We start from the raw sequence: 21,305 nt of genomic DNA on the forward strand, positions 1-21,305 counted from the left end.
TTAATGGGAAAAGCATTAATTGCTATAGATAAAAGTAAAATGTATAGAGTCTACTTGACTATTTCCACGGATATGATAGAAGAGGCAAGAAAGATCCACGATACTACACCTCTTGCAACAGCTGGACTAGGTCGTGTTCTGACAGGAGCTGGTCTAATGGGCATCATGCTTAAAGGGCAACGGGACAAATTAACCCTAAGTTTTACTGGGGATGGTCCTGCTAAACAGATTCTGGCAACAGCGAATGCAGATGGTTTAGTAAAGGGCTATATTGCTAATCCTGACGTTGACCTTCCTCGTACAAAAGAAGGAAAATTAGACGTAGGCGGTTCTCTTGGAATTGGTGAACTTAAAGTGATAAAGGACTTAGGACTTAAAGAGCCGTATATGGGGAGCATTGCACTAGTTACAGGAGAAATTGCAGATGACTTAACCGCTTATTTCTTTATTTCAGAGCAGCAGAACTCTTCCGTTGCGTTAGGTGTGAAGATTGCAAAGGATTTATCAGTGCTTTGTGCAGGGGGCATGATTATTCAAATGATGCCTGGCTTTGAAGAAGAAGCCGTAGATGCACTTGAAGAAATGCTTGGCAACATGAAGCCAATGACAACCCTTATAGAAGAAATCATCCTGCAGTCAGCAGGTAAAACGGAAGAAGGCGTGTTAGAGGCATTGATGGAGCATATATTTAAAGAGATGCCGGAACAATATAAGCCTGAGCCATTAGAATTTAGAGAAATAAAATGGCAATGTGATTGCGATGAAAAGCGTATCGAACAGGCATTGATGACTATTGGCCGCAAGGATTTGACTGAAATAATAGAAGAAGACGGTCAGGCAGAACTTGTTTGTCAATTCTGTGAGAAAAAATATTTCTTTGATAAGAAACACTTGGAGGATATTCTTTCAAGAATTTAGGGGGCATAATAATGATTAAAATAGGCGTAATTTTTGGTGGCAGGTCTGGAGAACATGAAGTATCGCTTATGTCTGCGGCATCTGTAATAAATGCACTTGATAAAACAAAATTTCAACCATTTTTCTTTGGTATTACAAAAGAGGGGAAATGGAAGCATTTTGAGGGAACTACCTCGGAAATAGAAAACGGACAGTGGGAAAGAAAAGCAAAGGATTTTAATCCAGGAAGGTTAAAAGAAATCATAGATTTTGCATTACCTATACTGCATGGCCCTTACGGAGAAGATGGTACTATTCAGGGGATGTTTGAAATGCTAGATGTCCCTTATGCAGGCTGTGGTGTTTTAGCATCTGCAGCAGCAATGGATAAGGCTATCGCGAAAGATATATTTGCAAAAGCAGGTTTGCCAATTTGTAAACACGCCTTGTCTTATATAGAGGATTTTATGTCTGTAGGAGGAAAGGTGAATGAAAAGTTAATGGAGGCCGAAGCTGAAAAGATTGAGGCGAAAGTGCCTTATCCTATGTTTGTAAAGCCTGCTAATATGGGATCCAGTGTGGGCATTACCAAGGTAAAAGATAGGGAAGGGTTATATAAAGCTTTACTGGAAGCAGCAAAATATGATAGAAGGATTGTTGTTGAAGAAGGCATAGAGTGCAGAGAACTGGAAACAGGAGTGATTGGAAATCATAATCCTAAAGCTGCGGCGGTTGGAGAAATATTACCATCAGCAGAGTTCTATGATTATAAGGCTAAATATTTTGATGGCGGGCAGTCTAAAATATGTGTACCTGCAGATATTCCAGACAATATAAAGGAGCAAATTCGAGATATTGCAGTGAGAGCTTATATGGCACTTGACTGTGCAGGATTTTCCAGAGTAGATTTCTTTTTAGAGAGGAACAACAATAAGATTTACATAAATGAGATAAATACCATACCGGGATTTACGAAGTTCAGCATGTTCCCTATACTGTGGGAAGAAGCGGGCATTCCATATTCCCAGTTAATTGAAAGGATTGTGGATTTTGGATATGAAAGATATCATGCTAAGAATAATAGGTAGACAGATTTCAACAGATGCTGCCAACGAGGATCAGATAGAATTTATTACAGAGGGCAAAATCTTTGAAAGAAACCAAGCAACGTATTTGGTATATGAGGAAAGTGAAGTTTCAGGAATGCCTGGCTGCAAAACCAGCCTAAAATTAAAAGGTGACACTATAAAAATGAAACGATTTGGAGATAGTGTCGCACTGGACACTGTTATAGAATTTCAAAAGGGCTGTCGATATGAAGGTTTTTATGATACGCCTTTTGGAGCGATTGAAATGGAAGTCCTTACAAATGATTTAGTCAACAATCTTACACCAGATGGAAAAGGCTCTATCGATATAGATTACCACGTTAGTTTAAAGGGCTTGTCAGAAGGTCGAAGCAAGCTGAATATACAAATAATTTAAAGGGGAACAGAATGGATAAAAAAATTGTTAAAGTAATCGCTTTAGTTATTGCTATGGCTCTGATTATTACATCATTTTCTTTTGTAGTATTTTTGCCTTCAGCTTTTGCAGAAACAAAGGATGAAGATACTAATTCAGAAGAGTATTTATTAAATCGTCTCGTATCAATGCAGGAGTATTTGGAATTTCTCAACAAATATTATAAAGATAAGGTGAATTATGACGATCTCATGGATGCAGCCATGGAGGGTGCTACTGAGTCACTGGGCGACCCATACAGCTTGTTTTATGCAACTGAAAAAGATAGTGAAAAGTTTGTAGAGTCTGTCTCTGGTGAATATGCAGGCATTGGGGTTACTATGCAGAATGAAAATGGCAAGCATAAGGTGGTTTTAGTAAATGCAGCAGGTCCATCTATAAAAGCAGGGGTGGAAGCTGGAGACATAGTCATAAAAGTCGACGGAAAAGATGTGACTTCTTTAAGTTTAGACCAATTGGTGTTACTTATGAGAGGTGAAGCAGGTACAAAGGTTACATTAACTGTCAATAGGGCAGGACAGCAGAAAGACATAACTATTATTCGCGAGATTGTAACAACAGCTAGCATTTCTTATGAAATGTTAGAGGGAAAAATTGGGTACATGCTTGTTTCTGGATTTGACTCAGATGTTGCTAAAGAATTTAAAATGGCTAAGATTGCCCTTGTAAATAAAGGTGCAGAATCTTTAATTATTGATATGCGTAACAATCCTGGGGGATACATAGACGGAGCAGTTGAGATTGCCAATGAATTAATTCCAAACGGATATATTGCACACTTTGTAAATAAAGGAAAAGTAATTGAAAGTGAAAAAGCAGCTGGAACTGCAGATCCGAAAATGCCTATTGTACTTCTTGTCAATGAGGAAAGTGCCAGTGCTTCCGAGCTTTTAGCAGGAGCGCTTCAGGATAATAAGATAGCTACGTTAGTTGGTACTACCACTTTTGGAAAGGGTGTAGCACAACAGATTATATCATTATCTTCAGGGGATAAAGCGAAAGTTTCTGTTTTCTACTTTGAAACGCCAAACAGGAAGGCTATAGATCATGTTGGAGTTACACCAGATTATGTGGTTAGAAATGGCAACGTGGGAAGCGAAGATGCTAAGGCAAAATACGTGACATTTGCACCTATGAATGCAAATGAAAAACCTAAAACAGGAGATACAGGGTTGACGGTTTACGCTGCGCAGCAAAGATTAACTTTACTTGGTTATTATAAAGGAAAAATCACTGGGACAATGGATGATGCTACTGCAGCAGCTGTAAAGAAGTTCCAAAAGGATGAAGGACTTTTCCCGTATGCGGTTGTAGACAACTCAACAAAGAGTAAATTGGAAATTGAAGCCTATGGATTAGCCTATGGGAATACTAAAAAAGGTGAAGACCTGCAGTTAGCAAAGGCCATAGAGTTATTAAAAAAATAAATATATAAAAAAGTGGAATAAGAGACTGTTTCAAAATAAGTTAGTTTGTATGCATACGCTAATTTGTTTTGGGCAGTCTTTTTATACTAATTGGCCGTTTTTAGCTTTGATGGCGCAATGAAAATGGCGAGACCTTTAAAAGTCTAAAGGTTTCGCCTTAAAATACGGGATTACAAGTAGCCTTTTCTTCCGTTCATGCGTATAATTACCTTTCGGAGAATATCCACAGGAACAACTGTAAATGCAAGCAGAATTACCATTTGCAGTTCAAAGAAGGTTAGGCCGGTTGTGCGGAAGACAGAACCTCCAAAGTAAATGAGTAATAGCTGAACAATACAAATTAAAGAAATAATGACTATAAAGGACTTATTTCCTTTTAAGTGTGCAAGCAAGTTAAGTCTGTAAGTTCTTGCATTAAAACTGTTAAATATACTTGCAAAGATAAACAGACTAAAAAAGGCAGTCATGAAATAGTTTGTTCCTTCATTCCCCCTAAATAGCTGATGGAATATAGGAAGCTGTAAAAATAGCAGGCACAAAGATGCGGTATATGCTCCTGTGAAAAGGATTTGGTTCCACATATACTTATTAATGATGACTTCATCTCTGCGTTTTGGACGTTCTTTCATATATTCTTCAAGAGGGATTTCTCCAGAAAAAGCAAGTCCTGCCAGTGTATCCATAACCATATTAATCCAGAGCATTTGGATGACGGTTACAGGGGTATCTACTCCTAAAAAAGGACCAATACTGGAGACTATAACTGCACATAAATTTACAGTAAGCTGAAAAACAATAAATTTTCGAATACTTTTAAAGATTGTTCGGCCATATAAAATTGCTTTGGCGATGGATTGAAAGTTATCATCCAGGATTACAATATCGCTGGCTTCTTTTGCTATTTCAGTGCCGCTGCCCATAGAAAATCCCACATCTGCCTTCTTTAAAGCAGGAGCATCATTTACCCCATCTCCTGTCATTCCTGCAACTAATCCCATTTCTTGCGAAAGTTTAATTAATCTGCTTTTATCGGAAGGAAGAGCACGTGCGACTACCCGAAGATGAGGCAGAGCTTGTTTAAGCATTTGGTCGTTTAAGGTAGATAATTCACTACTTGTAATAACTGCAGAAGTTTCGCCTTCTTTAATTAAATGAACCTCTTTTGCTATGGCAGCAGCCGTTTCTTTATTGTCACCAGTTATCATAACCACCTGTATACCTGCCTGTGTCACCTGCCTTATGGCACTGACAGCTTCAGGCCTGATTTCATCCCTTATTCCTAGGATGCCCACTAAAGTTAAACTATTGAAATCCCCCATGGGAGTAACCATTTCATTACTGGTGGCAACAGCTAATAGTCTTACAGCTCTTGAAGACATCTTATTTAGAGTTTTATTTAAAGAGGATAAACTCGTCAAGGATTGAATCTTACCATATTCATCATAATAACCAGTGCACTTAGAAAGAATTTTTTCGGGAGCCCCTTTGATTAAGGTGAGAGGAATCTCTTTATTTGTTACACTAACTGCTGAAAATTTATTTGTGCTGTTAAAAGGGACTTTTGAAACTACCTTAATATTTCTAGGGTTTATGACAGAATGATTCATCGTAAAGTCCAATAATGCTCTTTCTGTGGTATTGCCGCCAATGGCAGTTTTGTGACTGCCCTTTAAGGTCAAAGAGGCAGTGGTATTGTAAACGGCAGTAAGCTCCAGCAGACTATAAAGCTCACTTTTATTTACAATTTGCATGTGATTGTATTCGACATTATCACCGCTGACGAAAGATACTACTTCTAATTTACCTTTAGTAATCGTTCCAGTTTTATCAGAAAATAATATATTTAAGCTACCAGAGGTTTCAATACCCACTAATTTTCTGACTAAAACATTATCTTTCAGCATTCTGTTCATATTAGAAGACAATACCACAGTAATCATCATGGGAAGTCCCTCTGGAACAGCTACAACAATTACGGTAATGGCAAGGGTCAATGCATGTAGAAGGTCTGCAACTATAATCGAGGGCGTTTGTATGACTGCCAAGGTTTTCATTAAGTCGTAGCCTTGATCCATTACTAAGGAGTTAAACAAATCGGCTAAAGCAACCATGACAGCAGCTACATAGCCAAAAGTACTTATTGTTTCAGCAAGATTCCTGAGACGGTGTTTAAGTGGGCTGTCTCTTGTCTCTTCCTGCACTTCACGGGCAATATGTCCGTAGAAAGTAGATACGCCAACCTGAGTTACCTGCATAGCAGCTTCTCCAGAACATACGATGCTGCCTCGGAAAAGTTTATTTGGCTGTAAAAAATCTGTAGATGAATGCCCTGAAGAGGGCAAAGCACTTCCACGAGGAATTTTTAGGGCTTCCTTAGATTCTCCGTTCAAAGCGGATTGATCCACATTTATCTCACCAGCCACAATCAGACCATCAGCGGGAATTTTTTCTCCAGCTTGTAATAATACATAGTCCCCAACAACAATGTCCTTTATAGGCAGTTCTAGCAGGCCTGATGCACGTTTTACTCTACAGAAAGTAATGTCAGCATCCTCCTGTAACTTTTCAAAAGCAGATTCACTGCCATATTCAGACAAGGTAGAAACAAAGGTTGCTAAAAAAATTGCAGCGACAATACCTGCGGATTCGTACCAGTTAAAGTTATGTATAAGTAAAACTATATTAATGGCTAATGCTATTAATAGGATTTTGATGATTGGGTCATTAAAACTTTGGATAAATTGTTTCATAAACTGATTTTTCTTTCGTTCTCCTAATTGATTATCTCCATGTTTGTCCTTTGATAAGGCGACCTCTTCGGCAGTCAGTCCAATAAAAGAGTCTGGTGTTACATTGCCTGTATTAAACATAGTATAAATTCACCTCCCAATTAAGATTATTCAGACAAGCTATAAAATATTACAAAGGATTGAATTACACTATAAAAAAACAAAATTAATTAAATTAGCAGTTTTAAATTATATTAGTGCATGTTATAATAATTGCTGTTGTTTAAAAATAAGAAAGTTAGAAAGAGGTGAGGACTATGAACAAAATAGGATTTAGCGCAGAGAAGTATATTGAGGAACAATCACAGCACATTCTAGAGAGAATTAATGCTGAAAAAAGTGAAAGATTGTATCTTGAATTTGGTGGAAAGCTAGTTCACGACAAGCACGCCATGAGAGTTTTGCCTGGATTTGATGAAAATGCAAAAATAAAATTATTAGAAAAAATGAAAGACCACGCAGAAATAATTATATGTATTTATGCAGGGGACATTACAACCAATAAAACACGACAGGATTTTGGTATAACGTATGATTTAGAGGTCCTCCGTTTAATAGATACTTTTAGAAAATACGATTTATCTATTAACAGTGTAGTGGTAACAAGATATGAAGAGCAACCAGCGGTAGACATGTTTATTAATAAACTTAACCGCAGAGGAATAAAGACATATAAACATAAATTTACAAAAGGATATCCTACTGATGTAGAAGTAATTGTAAGTGAAGAGGGATATGGTGCCAATCCGTATATTGAAGTAACGAGGCCGTTGGTGGTAGTTACAGGGCCGGGTGGTGGCAGCGGAAAACTTGCAACTTGTCTTTCACAGCTTTATCATGACAACAGACGTGGAGCAAAAGTAAGATATGCGAAATTTGAGACTTTCCCAATTTGGAGCTTACCATTAAAACACCCAGTTAATGTTGCATATGAAGCAGCGACAGCAGATCTTAAGGATGTAAATATGATTGATTCATTTCATTTAGAAGCTTATGGGGAAAAGGCCGTAAACTATAACAGAGATTTGGAAGTATTTCCAGTGGTTAAGAGAATAATAGAGAAAATAACAGGCGAAGAGTCTGAATATCAATCACCTACAGACATGGGTGTAAATAGAGCCGGATTCGGAATTACAGACGATGAAGTCTGTAAGGAAGCGGCGAAACAGGAAATTATCAGAAGATACTTTATTGCAGAATGTAACTATAAGAAAGGCAAAATTGACGAAGGTGCCTTGGAAAGATGCAAGCTGTTGATGGACGAGCTTGGGGTCAAGCCTTCTGATAGAGCTGTAGTTCAGCCTGCCAGAGACTATGCTGAACTTAAGCGTAATTGTGATCCAAGATATGAGAATGTTGTTGTTATGGCTATAGAAATGCCAGATGGCAGTTTTATAACAGGCAGGAGTTCACGCAGAATGGTTGCAGCAGCAGCAGCAGTTTTAAATGCAATTAAGTGCTTGGCTGGTATTGCAGATGATATGCCGCTTATTTCGCATACTGCACTGGAATCCATTCAGCACCTCAGAAAAGATATTTTAAATCAGGATAGATCTAGCTTAAACTGTGAAGAAATTTTAAGTGCATTGACTATTTCAGCTACAACCAATCCACCGGCAGAAATTGCTACAGACAAGCTCCTTTTATTACAGGGATGTAAGGCACACTGTACCGCTATTTTAAGTGATAAGGATGAGCAGTTACTAAACTCTCTGGGGCTTGATGTGACTTGTGACCCTGAATATGTAACAACTAACTTGTATTTTGGCTAGAATTTGATATATTGAATATAGATACTTAGGGGGCTGTCTTTGGACAGCCCTTAATTGTAACATCAAAGGAGGAGCGTGAGCTTCATGTACGGACGGTTTTTAGTATTGTTTGCATTAATGGCAACAGGATATATATTAGCAAAGAAAAAAGTGTTTGACAGTAATTCAACTCATGCTATAAATAAATTTATAGTTTATTTTGCTTATCCATGTCTGGTGGTACAAAAAATCAGTGCTTTAGAAATGGAGAAAAGTACTTTTGCCAACTTCATTATAACATTGGTTTTATCCACATTATTGCTGTATTTAGGATATGGAATATCGTATTTGTATGGAAAAGCAAGGAAGTTTCCTAGAGAGAATGCTAACGTAGCAGAATTTTCTATGGCAAGCCCAAATGACGGTTTTATGGGGTTTCCTGTAGCACTGCTTTTCTTTGGAGATATGGGGCTTCTATTTATGCTTGCGCATAACTCAGCTTTAAACTTATATTTCTTTACTTTGGGTATCAGTATGCTGAAAAGAAATAAAGAAGAAAAACAGGGAATTACCATAGGCGGAATGGTTAAAGCAGTAGCTAAACTAATTATGAATCCAAACATACTGGCATTGATTGTGGGCTTAGTATTATGTGGCTCAGGTATAAAACTACCCACTCCACTGAACGATTACTTTTTATATATAGGAAATGTAGCCACACCAATGGCTATGATTTATATTGGAACCTCCCTTGCCAAAAGTAATTTTATTGAGATTATAAAAGATAAGAGGATTGTTGAATGCAGTCTGATGAAATTAATCTGGCTGCCCTTAATAACTTATGGCATTATGGTGTTTATGCCAGTTAACAATCTAATAAAGATTACTTGTATATTAGGTTCCTGCTTCCCAACGGCAGCAACAGTACCAATGCTTGCAGAGCAGGAGCAGCAGGACTCCAGACTTGGTAGTGAAATTTTGTTTTTAAGCACTGTATTTTCTGCAGTAACCATTCCATTGGCAATTCAGTTGATAAATATGTTTATTACCAATTAACCAATAGGCTTCTTCGAAGGCATGCACTCTTTTGGCTGTTTCAAAGTCAATGATTTTGGGAAATAGCAGTAGGTGGAACTTGGCAAATAACAACAAATTTACTGGAATTTGAATACTACAAATGGTATACTTAGTTGGAATTATGCCAATTAGTATCGTGATAATAATTAATATCAGATAAAGGTCTGATTGAAAAGTGAATTTTAATTTAGGAGGGATTTAACATGTCAGGAATTAAAGGATTATTTAGTTCATTCGCTACAATGCAGGGTATGGTTGCACTTGCAATTGCAGTTGTACTTTGTGTAATTATTTTTATCTTTGGTAAGAAATTTGGAAAGCCAATGAACACTAAAACAGTAGTAGCAATTGGTATTGGGGCAGCTCTTTATGCAGCACTTTCATTTATTGAAATTCCAGTAGGACCAAATACAGGATTCAGATTAGCTATTGCTGTGATTTCCATTTTTGGAGCTTTTTTTGGTCCAACAGCAGGTTTCCTTGTTGGATTCTTAGGGCATGCTTTACACGATGCATTCTTTTATGGGAGCGTATGGTGGAGCTGGGTATTCATGTCAGCGATGCTAGGTTTCTTTGCGGGATTCGTTCAATTGGATAAAAAGTTTGACCCACTTAGTGGAAGCTGTAGCAAATTAAATATGCTTAGTATGTACATATGGTCCGCTGTCGGCATGGTCGTAGGAAGTATTTTGGCATACTTTGGAGATGTTTACCTATACGGTGAACCAGCCCAAAAGTTATTTATACAAATTACATTAGCAAATATTTGTAACCTTGTAGTAATATTTGTTATCGGTATTCCAGCAGTAGCACTAATAGCAAAAAGTAAATCAAAGAGTAAAGGACTTGTAAAGGAAGAAGAATAATGAGCATTATTTCTTTTAAAAATTTTTCGTTTAAATATACCAATTTAAATGAAAACACTTTAACTAACATAGACTTTGAAATCCAGCAGGGTGAAAAAGTTTTAATAACAGGAAAAAGCGGAAGCGGTAAATCAACTATAGCCCATTGTATCAATGGGCTTATTCCATTTAATTACAAAGGTGACATAACAGGAGAAATTCTTGTGAATGGAAAAGTGCCGTCAGAGTGTTCCTTGTTTCAGATGGGGAGTCATGTGGGAACCATACTGCAAGACCAGGATTGTCAGTTTGTAGGGCTATCGGCAGGAGAAGATGTAGCATTTGCATTTGAAAATGACTGCGTTCCAACAGAAAAAATGAGAGACTTAGTAGATATGGCACTAGAGCAGGTTGACATGCTTAAGCAAAAGAATGTTACACCACAAAGCCTTTCAGGCGGGCAGAAACAGAAAGTGGCCATAGCAGGAATACTTGCAATGAAGGCGCCTATTTTACTATTTGATGAACCTTTGGCAAACTTGGACCCAGCCAGTGGGAAAAAGGCTATGGAGACTATTAATCTGCTTCATGAAAAACAAGGCAAAACCATAATTGTAATCGAGCATCGAATAGAGGATGTCCTTGAGCATAATTTTGATCGTGTAATCGTAATAGACGCAGGAAAGATTGAATTTAACGGTACACCGGATGAACTGCTGGCAGATGGACATTTACCCAAAATGGGACTGCGACAGCCACTATATGTAGAAATGTTAAAGATGTGTGGGGTTGAATTAAAAGCAGAAGATAAAATATCTAACCTTGAAAATACATTAAAGTTTAAGGAACAGGTAGTAAGTAAATATATGTCAGATACTTTTGAAAAACAGGAAAAATACCAAGAAGAATTACTGAGGTTAGAAGGTATCTGTTATAAATATTACAAAGAAGATCCCTATACCATTAAAGATATAACATTTGACGTGAAGAAGGGGGAAATGCTTGCTATTGTTGGAAATAATGGGGCAGGTAAATCCACATTACTTAAAACTATTTCTGGTATTGCCAAGTATCAAGAGGGTTCAATGCATTACGTGGGAGAATGCATTGATAAATGGTCTGCAAGAAAGCGTGCAGGGGCCATCGGATTTGTTATGCAGAATCCGAATCATATGATTACTAAGGATATGATTTTTGATGAGGTAGCATTTGGACCTAGAAATTTTGGGATAAAGGAAGAAGAAGTAAAGGAAAAAACGGAAAACGCTTTGAGAGTCTGTGGGCTTTATGCCTATAGAAACTGGCCAACGTCCTCACTAAGCTATGGACAGAGAAAACGTCTGACTATAGCCTCTATTTTGGCTATGGGGCCAAAAGTAATTATTTTAGATGAGCCTACAGCAGGGCAGGATTACACAAGCTATAGGGAATTTATGACCTATCTATCAAAGATTAGAGAAAATGGGACAGCTGTCATTCTTATTACCCATGATATGCATCTGGCGCTGGAATATGCGGACAGGGGTGTGGTACTTTCACAAGGTACAGTGATCGCACAGGATACCATGGATAAAATCTTATCGGACAGTGAATTGATAGAACGTGCCAATTTAAAGCATACCTCTATTGAAAGCATGGGAAAGCTTTATGATGTGGATGATTTAAGCGGCTTTATTGCTTACTTTACACGTAGAATTACTGGAGGTGAAGCGCATGACTAAAAGTGGATCCTTATATATTGAAAGAGACTCTGTATTTCACCGGTTGGATGGAAGCATTAAGCTATTAATGCTAGTTGGCTGGACGGCTTTTGTATTTGCATTTATGGACATTCGCGTATTTGCAGCAATTATAGTGTTAGGACTTGTTATGCTTAAGATTTCTAAGCTTCCCAACAAAGCTATTTGGCCGTTTTTTGTGTTTATTATAGTATTTACTATATTTAATTCAGCATTTTTGGTGGCCGTTACGCCGTCATATGGTTCAAAGCTTACAGGAACCTATACGGAATTGTTTACTTTGTTTGGAGTGTATACAGTGACTTTCGAAACCCTTTTTTACTGTCTGACTTTGACATTAAAATATATTTCGATTTTGCCAATAACTATTTTATTTATTTTTACTACACACCCAAGTCATTTCGCGGGGAGTATTAACAGACTAGGCATTTCCTATAAAGTGTCATATGCGGTTAGTATTGCATTTCGTTATATACCAGACGTTAAGGCTGAGGTGGAGCATATTATTCATGCACAAGAAGCAAGAGGTGTTGCTTTTCAGAAGGGTGATGCCAGTGCATTTACTCGGCTAAAAAACTATGGAACGGTTATGATTCCTCTGCTCATGTCTTCCTTAAGCAGAATCGAAGCAGTTTCCAATGCCATGGACTTGAGAGGATTTGGAAAAAGTAAAAAAAGGACCTGGTATCATAGAGAACCACTTTCAGTAGTTGACTTTATCTTTGCCGCTTTGTCTATTGCCGTATTATTGGCAGGTATAAGCATAAAGGCGAGCATTGGTGCCATTTTCTGGTATCCATTTTAGGCGATATATTAATATTTATTAACTAACACAGGCTTTTTTGGAACTTTGTAATCTATGTTACAAGATGAAGTTTCAAAAAGGCCTATAATTTTGAATTATCGAGGTAGTGACATGCATTTTTTAGTACATAAAACAATTAAAACAGTAGGGAAGTTTAAGACATTTAAATACTCTTTAATGCTAAAAGGAGCTATAGTAGGAGCGTTAACAGGAATACTGATTGTTTTATTTCGGCTGAGTGTACAGGGGATGTGGGGCATTACAGAGCAAATTCTTAACTATGCCCGTAAAAGTGTTCTATTTGCTATGGCTTGGTTATTAATTTTATTTTTTATAGCACTTGCTATTTCGTTTTTATTAAAAATAGAACCAATGATCGCAGGAAGTGGTATCCCACAGGCAAAAGCTGATGTAAAGGGCCAACTATCTTTAAAATGGTGGAAAGTGCTTCTTTGTAAATTTACAGGCTGTATATTGGCATTAGGCAGCGGCTTGAGCTTAGGGAGAGAAGGTCCCAGTGTTTTGCTTGGAAGTATGGTTGGAAAAGGGTTTGCACGCATAACTAAGAGAGGTAGGCCCGAAGAACACTTTTTAATGACCTGTGGTGCGGGAGCGGGTCTAACCGCAGCTTTTAATGCGCCAATTGCAGGAGCGGTATTTTGTCTGGAAGAGATGAATAGATCCTTCTCAGAGAAAACCTTACTGACAGCCATGGCTTCAACTATTACCGCAGATTTCATGGCTAGTTATATCTTTGGTCTAAAACCCATTTTTACATTGAAAGTTGGGCAGACAATGCCACTTAAGTACTATTGGTTAATCATGATTCTTGGGGTTGTATTAGGTGCATTGGGGGCCTTATTCAATAAATGCTTGGATATGTTTCAAAAACTGTATAAAAAGCCTTTTATTAGACCTTTTAGGATAATGATACCCTTTGTAATGTTATTTGTTCTTGGATTCATATATCCTAATGCTATCGGTTCTGGCAGTAATTTAGTAGAGGCCGTAAGTACAGGAAAGTTTCTAATCAGCGCAATGTTTATTCTGTTTATAGTATGGTTTATATTTTTTATGTTCTGTTTCGGTTCTGGCGCTCCTGGCGGAATATTTATGCCACTGCTGGTATTTGGAGCAATTTTAGGCAGTATATTCGGGCAAATCTCTGGGGTTGGACTTGGATTTGGCAATGCTTATTTAGAAACATTTGTGATTGTGGGGATGGCAGGTTACTTTTCTGCTATAGTACGTGCACCTATAACTGGAATCATACTGATTAGTGAAATGACAGGAACACTATCCCATTTATTGGCATTATCTTTGGTTTCCTTAGCGGCCTATTTTGCAGCAGATATCTTAAAGGCAAAGCCAGTATATGACCAGCTTTTGCAGCGAATTATGAATGAAATGAAACGACAGGAAAAAGCAGCATAAATGAAAATTGGACTCCGTTCTGATATCAGATTTAAGTTAAGTATAGTTTGCTTGCAGATTAGAGTTGATAAAGTGGATGTGAGCTTGTAAGATTTCTAATCCTGTAATTTGGGAGTTTTAGTCCTATGAATTGCGAGCTATAATCCTACAACCCGCGACTTTGAGATAATTACCATAAACTATGGAAGAAAAGAAATTTTAGGGCAAAAAAAGAGGCCCAAATTACTAAATATAGGATATTGGAGCCCAAACTTTATAAATATAAAACTAAAATTGCACTAAATGTACTAACAATCGTATAATTAGTGCAATTTTTATTAGCAAAAAATAGAGTTCTTGCCCTAATAAGGTGATAAACCTAGTTTTTATGGCAAGAACTCGTAAATTAGAGCGACAAAAGCTGGAAGCAAGAGCCAAAATTAAAAAGGAAAGGTTCATTTTAAAGAACCTCTCCTTTTTTGAAATTTATATCTTTGCTTCAGATTTACATAGAGTCACCCAAGGTGCACCCATAGGTACTTCCGCCTTAGAGTTACTTTTGCGTATACCTTTTGGTTATTGCATAGTTCCTTTTTTTTCTTTCGCTTTTATAAAAACTCCTTTAGCCTCATTAAGAGCACTCTCACTGCCATCGACTTCCTCCTGAGTTGCCTCTCTTTTTTTATCATTAATATATACTGCAGCAGCGAGAACTCCGGTAAACGTATTATATTCATCAATTGTTACCCAGGTGTCTCCACTAGGTACTTTCTCAGCGGAGTCACTTATGCGTATGCCGGCAAGCTCAGAGTTAGCAGCAGCTATTGACGATTTAAGTTTAGACTTATCAGCCATATGACCTTTATCCGTTTTGAAGGCTGTTGTTGCTGTACTTAAAGCACTTATTCTTGCTGATACCTCACTTGCAGTTGAAATGGAATTTATGTTTTCGTTGGCTTTAGATATTGCGCTATTTAAGTCGTTTACTGCCAGTTGAGTAGCCCATTTTTCTGATGGAGAGACATCAAAACCATCCACACTTATTCTCACACTTCTAGCTAAAGCATCGGCATCTTTTACAGCGTTAGTTAAAGCTGAAATATCTATTCTAAATTTAGTACCAGATTTTTTACCATTTGTAAATGAAGTTACAGCAGCATTCAAAGTATTTGCCGCTACCTGAGCATCTGCAGTGGTAGAAACTATGTTCCTATCAGTAGTAGCTTTATTAATTGCAGTATTCAAAGTATCCAATTGTGATTGTGTAACCCATTGTACTCCCTCAAAAACATCGGAACCATTAGCGCTAATAGAAATACCTTCCTTTGCTTTATTTGCATTACTAATCGCAGTATCAAGTAAAGTTAAATCAATATCCCTTGCAGCCGTAAAAGTTGCACTGGAAGAATTTAAATAAATGTTCGAACTATTCCTAAACCTGCCGGAAGGAATTGACACCGTATAGCTATTTCCAGCAGTTAGAGCCACCTTTGGAACAAGAACCATAGTACTTCCACTGATGCTTGGAGTGAAGGCAACATTTGAACCCGTAGTATTATTTCTTAAAGTAATATAGCTTGTCATATCAGATGTTGAAGGCTGATAACCTGAAGTATTATACATGGTTGTAGAGTAACTCAATATAATGCTTTGGGTTAAGGCAACATTTGCCGCACCGTTGACTGGAGTAAAACTTACAGTAGGTGCTGATGGTGACGAAGTAGTCCATGTAACACTATAAGAGCCGATATTGGTATCATCTGACTGCGTTCTAAATTTCCTTGATGGAATCTCCACATAATATTTCTGCCCTTCCTTAAGGGTAGATTTAGGATCCAGCGTAATTGTCTTCTTGGAAGAATTTATACTTCCAGAGAAGGAAACTTTGCTTCCGCTTGAACTTCCTTCTCTAAATATAATGTTATCTTCAACATAAGAATCAGTTATGCTCTTTCCTGCATAAGTCTCAATGGACTCAGAGAAAGTAATGTATGGGTCAATCGTACGGCTTACGTCCGTTTCTCCTGATTTAGGATAAAACTTAAGCGTTCCATCCGTATCATCACCTGTTGTAAAGTAAGTAGTCTGAGCAGCATTACCTTTATCCTTCGTGTCTAAAAACTCATTCTTGTCTATGACTACATAATATTTGGTATCATCATCCAAATTTTTGTCAGGAGTCAGCGTGATAACTTTCTTACTGCTGTTTATGCTTCCAGAAAAAGATACTTTGCTGCCAGAGGAGGAACTCCTTCGGAGATAAACCAGGTCAGCGATATCAGAATCTCTAATAGTTGAGCCATTGTATTTCTTTACAGCGGTATCAAATGTAAGCGTAATGGTTGTATCTAACTTTACATTTGATGCTTTATTTTTAGGACTTACGGCAATGTCATAATCAGAGTTTGAATCATTACCTGTTGAAAAATAAGTCGTTTGGGCATCATTTCCTTTTTTATTAGTATCTAAGAATTGATTCCTTGAGATAACAACATAGTATGTGGTATCGTCAGATAAATCTCTGTCAGGTGTTAGTGTAATAACCTTTGCACTGCTGCTTATACTTCCAGAAAAAGATACATTACTTCCAGAAGAGGAACCTTTTCGAAGATAAATCAGGTCAGCAATATCTGAATTGCGAATACTTGATCCATTATATTTTGTAACAGCAGTATTAAATGTAAGAGTAATTCTTGTATTAAGATTTACATCTTTTTCATTATTTCTAGGGCTTACTGCAATGGCATAATTAGAGTAATCAGCAGAGGAAATACCCGAACCCATTTTAACGTATCTTGGTTTTGTCTCGTAAGTAACACCGCTGGAATTTACGTTCATGGTGTTAATACTGCCAGAACCATTAAAAGTAGCGGCAGCATCGACATTAGCTGTGCCAATACTTGCTTTGCTGTTTAGTTTGATAGTACTGCTTCTACCCGAACTATTTACGTTTAAGGTAGTAATGGCTCCAGATTCTACATCTACATCAGCTGAAGAACCCGTTACATTAACCTTAACAAAACTTCCCTTTAAAGTAGTATCAGCAGAGCCTTTTATATCCACATTATTAAAGCCAGTTCCATATAAGCCGCCAGATAAGCCGGAGGTTTCAAGTGTGGCTGTGTTTCCAGTAGTAGTTTTATTAATAGTTGTCTGACCCTTTGCCAGAACTCTTACTGCAGAAGAACTTTTTTCAACATAAGCGTTTGCAACTCTGGAGTTTGATACTGTAATGGTATTTTCACCACCACCATACACGTATAAAGTTCCAAGAACCATACAGTTAGATAGTTCTGCTTCACCACTACCTAAATCAGAATGCATCGTAACATTGTTTGAATAAATGCGGTTAGATAAAGTGGTCCCTTTGTCCTTTACGGTTGTACTTGAGGAAACAATATTTTCTTTATCCAGAATACTACAGATAATCTTTGCAGTCATTCCTCGGGTAAGTGAGTCCTGAGGATGGTATCTGCCATCTTCATAAGCCCCCATATATCCTTTTCCATATATTTTTGCAACTGCATCCGTGGCCCAGCTGGAAATAGATCCTTTATCTTTAAATGATGAGATGCTGCCGCTAGTACCGTAGGTTGGCACAAATCTGGAAACCATAGCAGCAGCTTCTTCTCTGGAGACTGCATTGTCAGGTCTGAAGGTATTATTATCGTAGCCCCCTACAAATGCAGCAGAAATCCCCTTTGCTACATCATTATAATACCACTCATTAGACGGTACATCTGAAAAAGTTACACTAGTAGAGCCGGTATTGCCAAGCGCTTTGTTTACCATGCTGGTAAACTCTGCTCGTGTAACAGATTTGTCCGGACAAAAAGTCCCATCAGGATAACCCTTTACAAAACCTGCAGATACAGCCTTATTTATATAAGATTCTGCCCAATGTCCACGTATGTCACTAAAAGTAGCTCCATAAACTGTAGTTGGAACAGATATTAAAGGAACGGCTATAATAACTGCTAAAAAACATGCAAATAATTTTTTCGTCAAATTAGTTAAGACGATTTTCATAAAATAATTCCCCCTTCGATACACGATTATGGCGTATCCATAATCTGCTATTCATATTTTAGCACCTGCCAGTGCGAAAAACAAGTTTTGGAATACCAAAAACAAGATGGTAAATTTGCATTATAAGAACACTCACCGCTAAACTGATGAGGTAAATTATAAATGCATTTTGAGGCAGAGACCATGCGGATTCAGTGGGTAGTAAAATCGCTGCTGCACGGCACTGCTGTATGATAAACGGATGAACTAAATATACCACCAGCATATATTGAGGAAGATGCCCTGCAAGTATCTCAAGGGGCTTCCAAGGTTTTATGAAGCTTAGTTTCGCTGCCAGTAAAAAAACAGCAAAACTCATAAAAAACACTGTTGGTGAATAGTTGCTAAAGTAAATCAAGTTTGGATCTTCAAAACCAAACATAGGGTTTAGTTCCCAAGTCTCTTGATAAGTAAATCTTAAGGATAATATTCCAAGTACAAAAACAACTGTAGAAATACGCCAGCCAGGGGTGTAAGTACTTAAAAGATAGCCCGCCACGTAATATCCTATATATCCCAAGAAAAAAGAAAGGGACAGTTTATCCAAAAGCATATCAAGAAGAGGAATATTCCAAAGTTCTTGATTTAACTTAGTTACAGAGGTGATTAAAACACATAGGACCACAAAGTAGATTAATTGTGGTTTAGAAGCCTGCGCTGTAATGTGCTTTATCAGGGGGGTTATCAGATAAAGTCCTGCAAGCATGTAAAGATACCACATATGGTAATGTCCTTGTGCAAAATATAGCCAAAATTTGTTCCAGTTAATTTTATCCCAACTGTCAGATAAACCAGAAGTTATCAGTGCCTCAAAAAAATTTTGTTCTGCCAGTGAATAAAAGAAAGACCAAAAAACAAATATAGCAACTAGCTTAGGAAGATACTTTTTAAATATCGTGATTAATGAAATTTCTCTGTCAGGGCGTAATAAAAATGCACCACTGAGCATGACAAAGATTGGGACACCAACTCGCGATACTGTTGCAAGTTTTACAGCCTGCTGCCATTGAAGATATTCATCTACGGAAACCGGAGCTTTATTGATGTATTGTACAGAAAGGTGCAGCATAACTATAAGATATGCCGCTAATATACGTAAAATGTCGTAATTTACCAGTCTTCCTGATAAATGCTTCGTCTCCATGAAAGTCTCCCCTTTTATGCTATTCATAACCCAATAAATGGTTATTATTTCTACCATTATAATATCAGATAAGATCTGTCGCAATATATATCGGTAAGATGAAATAAAACTTTAATGTTGCGAAATTTGTCAAAATATCATAACATGTTTATTGTATCCCTAAACTTATGGCAGATAAGGACTGGTAAGTTTAATAAGGGCAGTAGTGCGCAATTAGCGCAAAGTAGTAGTTATAAGTTATTTTAATCCGGAAGACCGGAACGTAGGGTAGTAGTTTAGGAGGAAAACTTAATATGACACAATTCATTACAACGATTTCATTGGTAGTGTTTATTTTTATTATGCTAGGCATTGGAATCATAAGCACTAAAAAAGCAAGCAGTGTAGAGGGATTTCTGCTGGGAGGCAGGAGCATGGGACCCTGGTTATCAGCTTTTTCTTATGGGACTTCTTATTTTTCAGCAGTTATCTTTATTGGATATGCTGGCATGCATGGATGGAATATTGGTCTAGGCAGTATGTGGATAGGCATCGGAAATTCTGTTTTAGGCTGTTGGCTGGCATGGAAAGTATTGGCGAAGAGAACCAGAAATATGACAAGAAAATTAAAAGCAAGGACCATGCCAGAATTTTTTGCTGCTCGATATGATTCCAAAGGAATGAAGTTGTTTTCAGCTGTTATAATCTTTATATTTTTGATTCCGTATTCAGCTTCTGTTTATAAAGGACTTGGTACCATGTTCAGTGCCATTTATGTGGGGGCAGATCCTGCAATCTGCATGCTTCTAGTAGCAGTCTTAACAGGGATTTATCTGGTTTTAGGAGGCTATGTTGCTACCGCACTTAATGATTTGGTCCAAGGAATCATTATGATTGTAGGACTTGTGGCTATGATCGCAATACTGGTTAACCGTCCTGAGGTAGGTGGAATTGCACAGATCGTTCCCAGATTATCAGCAATAGACTTGCAGCTTACAGATATAACCGGCGGGGACAGCGCTTCTTTTTTAATTACCAACATTATGTTAACAAGTTTTGGGGTATGGGGATTACCTCAGATGATAAATAAATATTACGCTATAAAAGATGACAAGAGTATAAAGATTGCAACTGTGGTTTCAACATTGTTTGCCCTTTTTATCGGTGCTGGAGCCTATTTTACAGGCTCGCTATCAAGGCTGTTTTTACCAGCTACTGAAGGGGGAATGCCAGATGTGGCAGGTGGTTTTGACGGTGTTATGCCAACCCTTTTAATGGAGGCACTTACGTCCAATGTGTTTTCCATGGTTGTATTAAGCATCATCATGCTGCTTCTTTTATCCGCTTCTATGTCAACCCTTTCAGCCGTAGTGTTATCATCCAGCTCAGCAGTATCGGTGGATTTAATCGGAGAAATAAAGCCAGAAATAAAGGACAAGCACCAAATGATTGTTATGAGACTCTTATGTGTTCTCTTCATAGGCTTGTCTTTTATTTTTGCAACCATGAATATTTCTTTTATTGTAAATCTGATGTCCTTTTCCTGGGGAGTGGTGGCAGGATCCTTTATAGGACCATTCATTTGGGGCATATATTCAACGAAGGTTACAAAAGCCGGAGCTTGGGCAGGGCTGCTGAGCGGCCTTATAGTAGTAGGTGGAGCTATGATGTACTATTGTAGTATAATAGGATTTGCAGATGCAAAGACGCTTGCACCCCAGATGGGAGTTGTAGCGATGATAGTTTCTGTTATAAGTGTGCCTGTAGTAAGCAAGTTTACAAAATAATTAAGTTGGGGCTATTGCACTTTAAATTAGTGAGTAGCCCCTTTTTTAATGGTGGACAGT

14 protein-coding genes are annotated in these 21,305 nt (G+C 37.6%); 11 read left to right on the forward strand and 3 right to left on the reverse strand.

Annotated elements, in window-relative coordinates; genetic code table 11:
• Positions 1-3: 3 nt before the first annotated feature.
• The 4 genes from hslO to RTW14_RS00535 are packed head-to-tail and all read left to right on the forward strand — an operon-like array spanning position 4 to position 3,848.
• Positions 4-918, forward strand: a complete 915-nt coding sequence (gene hslO / locus RTW14_RS00520; RefSeq protein ID WP_312647357.1) for an Hsp33 family molecular chaperone HslO — start codon at positions 4-6, stop codon at positions 916-918.
• 11 nt (positions 919-929) lie between these two features.
• Positions 930-1,985, forward strand: coding sequence for a D-alanine--D-alanine ligase family protein (locus tag RTW14_RS00525; RefSeq protein ID WP_312647358.1), 1,056 nt, complete (start codon positions 930-932; stop codon positions 1,983-1,985).
• Complete coding sequence (locus RTW14_RS00530) at positions 1,954-2,382, forward strand: DUF1934 domain-containing protein (protein ID WP_312647359.1); 429 nt, start codon at positions 1,954-1,956, stop codon at positions 2,380-2,382. The genes RTW14_RS00525 and RTW14_RS00530 overlap by 32 nt, the downstream gene beginning before the upstream one ends.
• An 11-nt stretch (positions 2,383-2,393) precedes the next feature.
• Positions 2,394-3,848, forward strand: coding sequence for a S41 family peptidase (locus RTW14_RS00535; protein ID WP_312647361.1), 1,455 nt, complete (start codon positions 2,394-2,396; stop codon positions 3,846-3,848).
• A gap of 170 nt (positions 3,849-4,018) precedes the next feature.
• Here the strand turns inward: RTW14_RS00535 and RTW14_RS00540 are convergent, their stop codons facing one another.
• On the reverse strand, positions 4,019-6,718 hold the full coding sequence (locus RTW14_RS00540) for a calcium-translocating P-type ATPase, PMCA-type (RefSeq protein ID WP_312647362.1): 2,700 nt from the start codon (positions 6,716-6,718) through the stop codon (positions 4,019-4,021).
• Between the two features lie 176 nt (positions 6,719-6,894).
• Here RTW14_RS00540 and RTW14_RS00545 point away from each other — a divergent pair, with 176 nt between their 5' ends.
• From RTW14_RS00545 to RTW14_RS00570, 6 genes are all read left to right on the forward strand, one after another.
• On the forward strand, positions 6,895-8,409 hold the full coding sequence (locus RTW14_RS00545) for a DUF1846 domain-containing protein (RefSeq protein ID WP_312647364.1): 1,515 nt from the start codon (positions 6,895-6,897) through the stop codon (positions 8,407-8,409).
• A gap of 84 nt (positions 8,410-8,493) precedes the next feature.
• A complete protein-coding gene (locus tag RTW14_RS00550; protein WP_312647366.1) occupies positions 8,494-9,444 on the forward strand; it encodes an AEC family transporter in 951 nt (316 codons plus the stop codon).
• A 224-nt stretch (positions 9,445-9,668) separates the two neighbouring features.
• A complete protein-coding gene (locus RTW14_RS00555; RefSeq protein WP_312647367.1) occupies positions 9,669-10,331 on the forward strand; it encodes an ECF-type riboflavin transporter substrate-binding protein in 663 nt (220 codons plus the stop codon).
• A complete protein-coding gene (locus tag RTW14_RS00560; RefSeq protein WP_312647368.1) occupies positions 10,331-12,031 on the forward strand; it encodes an ABC transporter ATP-binding protein in 1,701 nt (566 codons plus the stop codon). The genes RTW14_RS00555 and RTW14_RS00560 overlap by 1 nt, the downstream gene beginning before the upstream one ends.
• The gene (locus RTW14_RS00565) at positions 12,024-12,854 is read left to right on the forward strand and encodes an energy-coupling factor transporter transmembrane component T family protein (RefSeq protein ID WP_312647369.1); all 831 of its coding nucleotides are present in this window, start codon (positions 12,024-12,026) and stop codon (positions 12,852-12,854) included. Before RTW14_RS00560 ends, RTW14_RS00565 begins: the two co-directional genes overlap by 8 nt.
• 111 nt (positions 12,855-12,965) lie before the next feature.
• Positions 12,966-14,288: a ClC family H(+)/Cl(-) exchange transporter gene (locus tag RTW14_RS00570; RefSeq protein WP_312647371.1), complete on the forward strand. Its 1,323-nt coding sequence runs from the start codon at positions 12,966-12,968 to the stop codon at positions 14,286-14,288.
• A gap of 555 nt (positions 14,289-14,843) precedes the next feature.
• Here RTW14_RS00570 and RTW14_RS00575 read toward each other — a convergent pair.
• Together RTW14_RS00575 and RTW14_RS00580 are read right to left on the reverse strand one after the other, a co-directional pair.
• Entirely contained in the window at positions 14,844-18,296 is a 3,453-nt protein-coding gene (locus tag RTW14_RS00575; protein ID WP_312647373.1) for an S-layer homology domain-containing protein, read from the reverse strand.
• A 58-nt stretch (positions 18,297-18,354) separates the two neighbouring features.
• On the reverse strand, positions 18,355-19,479 hold the full coding sequence (locus RTW14_RS00580; RefSeq protein ID WP_312647374.1) for an acyltransferase: 1,125 nt from the start codon (positions 19,477-19,479) through the stop codon (positions 18,355-18,357).
• Positions 19,480-19,772: 293 nt separating this feature from the next.
• Between RTW14_RS00580 and RTW14_RS00585 the strand changes: the two genes are divergently transcribed.
• Positions 19,773-21,245: a sodium:solute symporter family transporter gene (locus tag RTW14_RS00585; RefSeq protein ID WP_312647375.1), complete on the forward strand. Its 1,473-nt coding sequence runs from the start codon at positions 19,773-19,775 to the stop codon at positions 21,243-21,245.
• Positions 21,246-21,305: the final 60 nt, after the last annotated feature.

The sequence above is a fragment of the Aminipila sp. genome, assembly GCF_032051575.1.
GTDB lineage: Bacteria > Bacillota > Clostridia > Peptostreptococcales > Anaerovoracaceae > Aminipila.

Excerpts from the sequence above, each read along its gene's own strand:
- RTW14_RS00575 (WP_312647373.1), bottom strand. The coding sequence starts at position 18,296 with ATGAAAATCGTCTTAACTAATTTGACGAAAAAATTATTTGCATGTTTT.
- RTW14_RS00570 (WP_312647371.1), top strand. The coding sequence starts at position 12,966 with ATGCATTTTTTAGTACATAAAACAATTAAAACAGTAGGGAAGTTTAAG.
- RTW14_RS00555 (WP_312647367.1), top strand. The coding sequence starts at position 9,669 with ATGTCAGGAATTAAAGGATTATTTAGTTCATTCGCTACAATGCAGGGT.
- RTW14_RS00550 (WP_312647366.1), top strand. The coding sequence starts at position 8,494 with ATGTACGGACGGTTTTTAGTATTGTTTGCATTAATGGCAACAGGATAT.
- RTW14_RS00545 (WP_312647364.1), top strand. The coding sequence starts at position 6,895 with ATGAACAAAATAGGATTTAGCGCAGAGAAGTATATTGAGGAACAATCA.
- RTW14_RS00540 (WP_312647362.1), bottom strand. The coding sequence starts at position 6,718 with ATGTTTAATACAGGCAATGTAACACCAGACTCTTTTATTGGACTGACT.
- hslO (WP_312647357.1), top strand. The coding sequence starts at position 4 with ATGGGAAAAGCATTAATTGCTATAGATAAAAGTAAAATGTATAGAGTC.
- RTW14_RS00560 (WP_312647368.1), top strand. The coding sequence starts at position 10,331 with ATGAGCATTATTTCTTTTAAAAATTTTTCGTTTAAATATACCAATTTA.
- RTW14_RS00580 (WP_312647374.1), bottom strand. The coding sequence starts at position 19,479 with ATGGAGACGAAGCATTTATCAGGAAGACTGGTAAATTACGACATTTTA.
- RTW14_RS00535 (WP_312647361.1), top strand. The coding sequence starts at position 2,394 with ATGGATAAAAAAATTGTTAAAGTAATCGCTTTAGTTATTGCTATGGCT.
- RTW14_RS00585 (WP_312647375.1), top strand. The coding sequence starts at position 19,773 with ATGACACAATTCATTACAACGATTTCATTGGTAGTGTTTATTTTTATT.
- RTW14_RS00530 (WP_312647359.1), top strand. The coding sequence starts at position 1,954 with ATGAAAGATATCATGCTAAGAATAATAGGTAGACAGATTTCAACAGAT.
- RTW14_RS00525 (WP_312647358.1), top strand. The coding sequence starts at position 930 with ATGATTAAAATAGGCGTAATTTTTGGTGGCAGGTCTGGAGAACATGAA.
- RTW14_RS00565 (WP_312647369.1), top strand. The coding sequence starts at position 12,024 with ATGACTAAAAGTGGATCCTTATATATTGAAAGAGACTCTGTATTTCAC.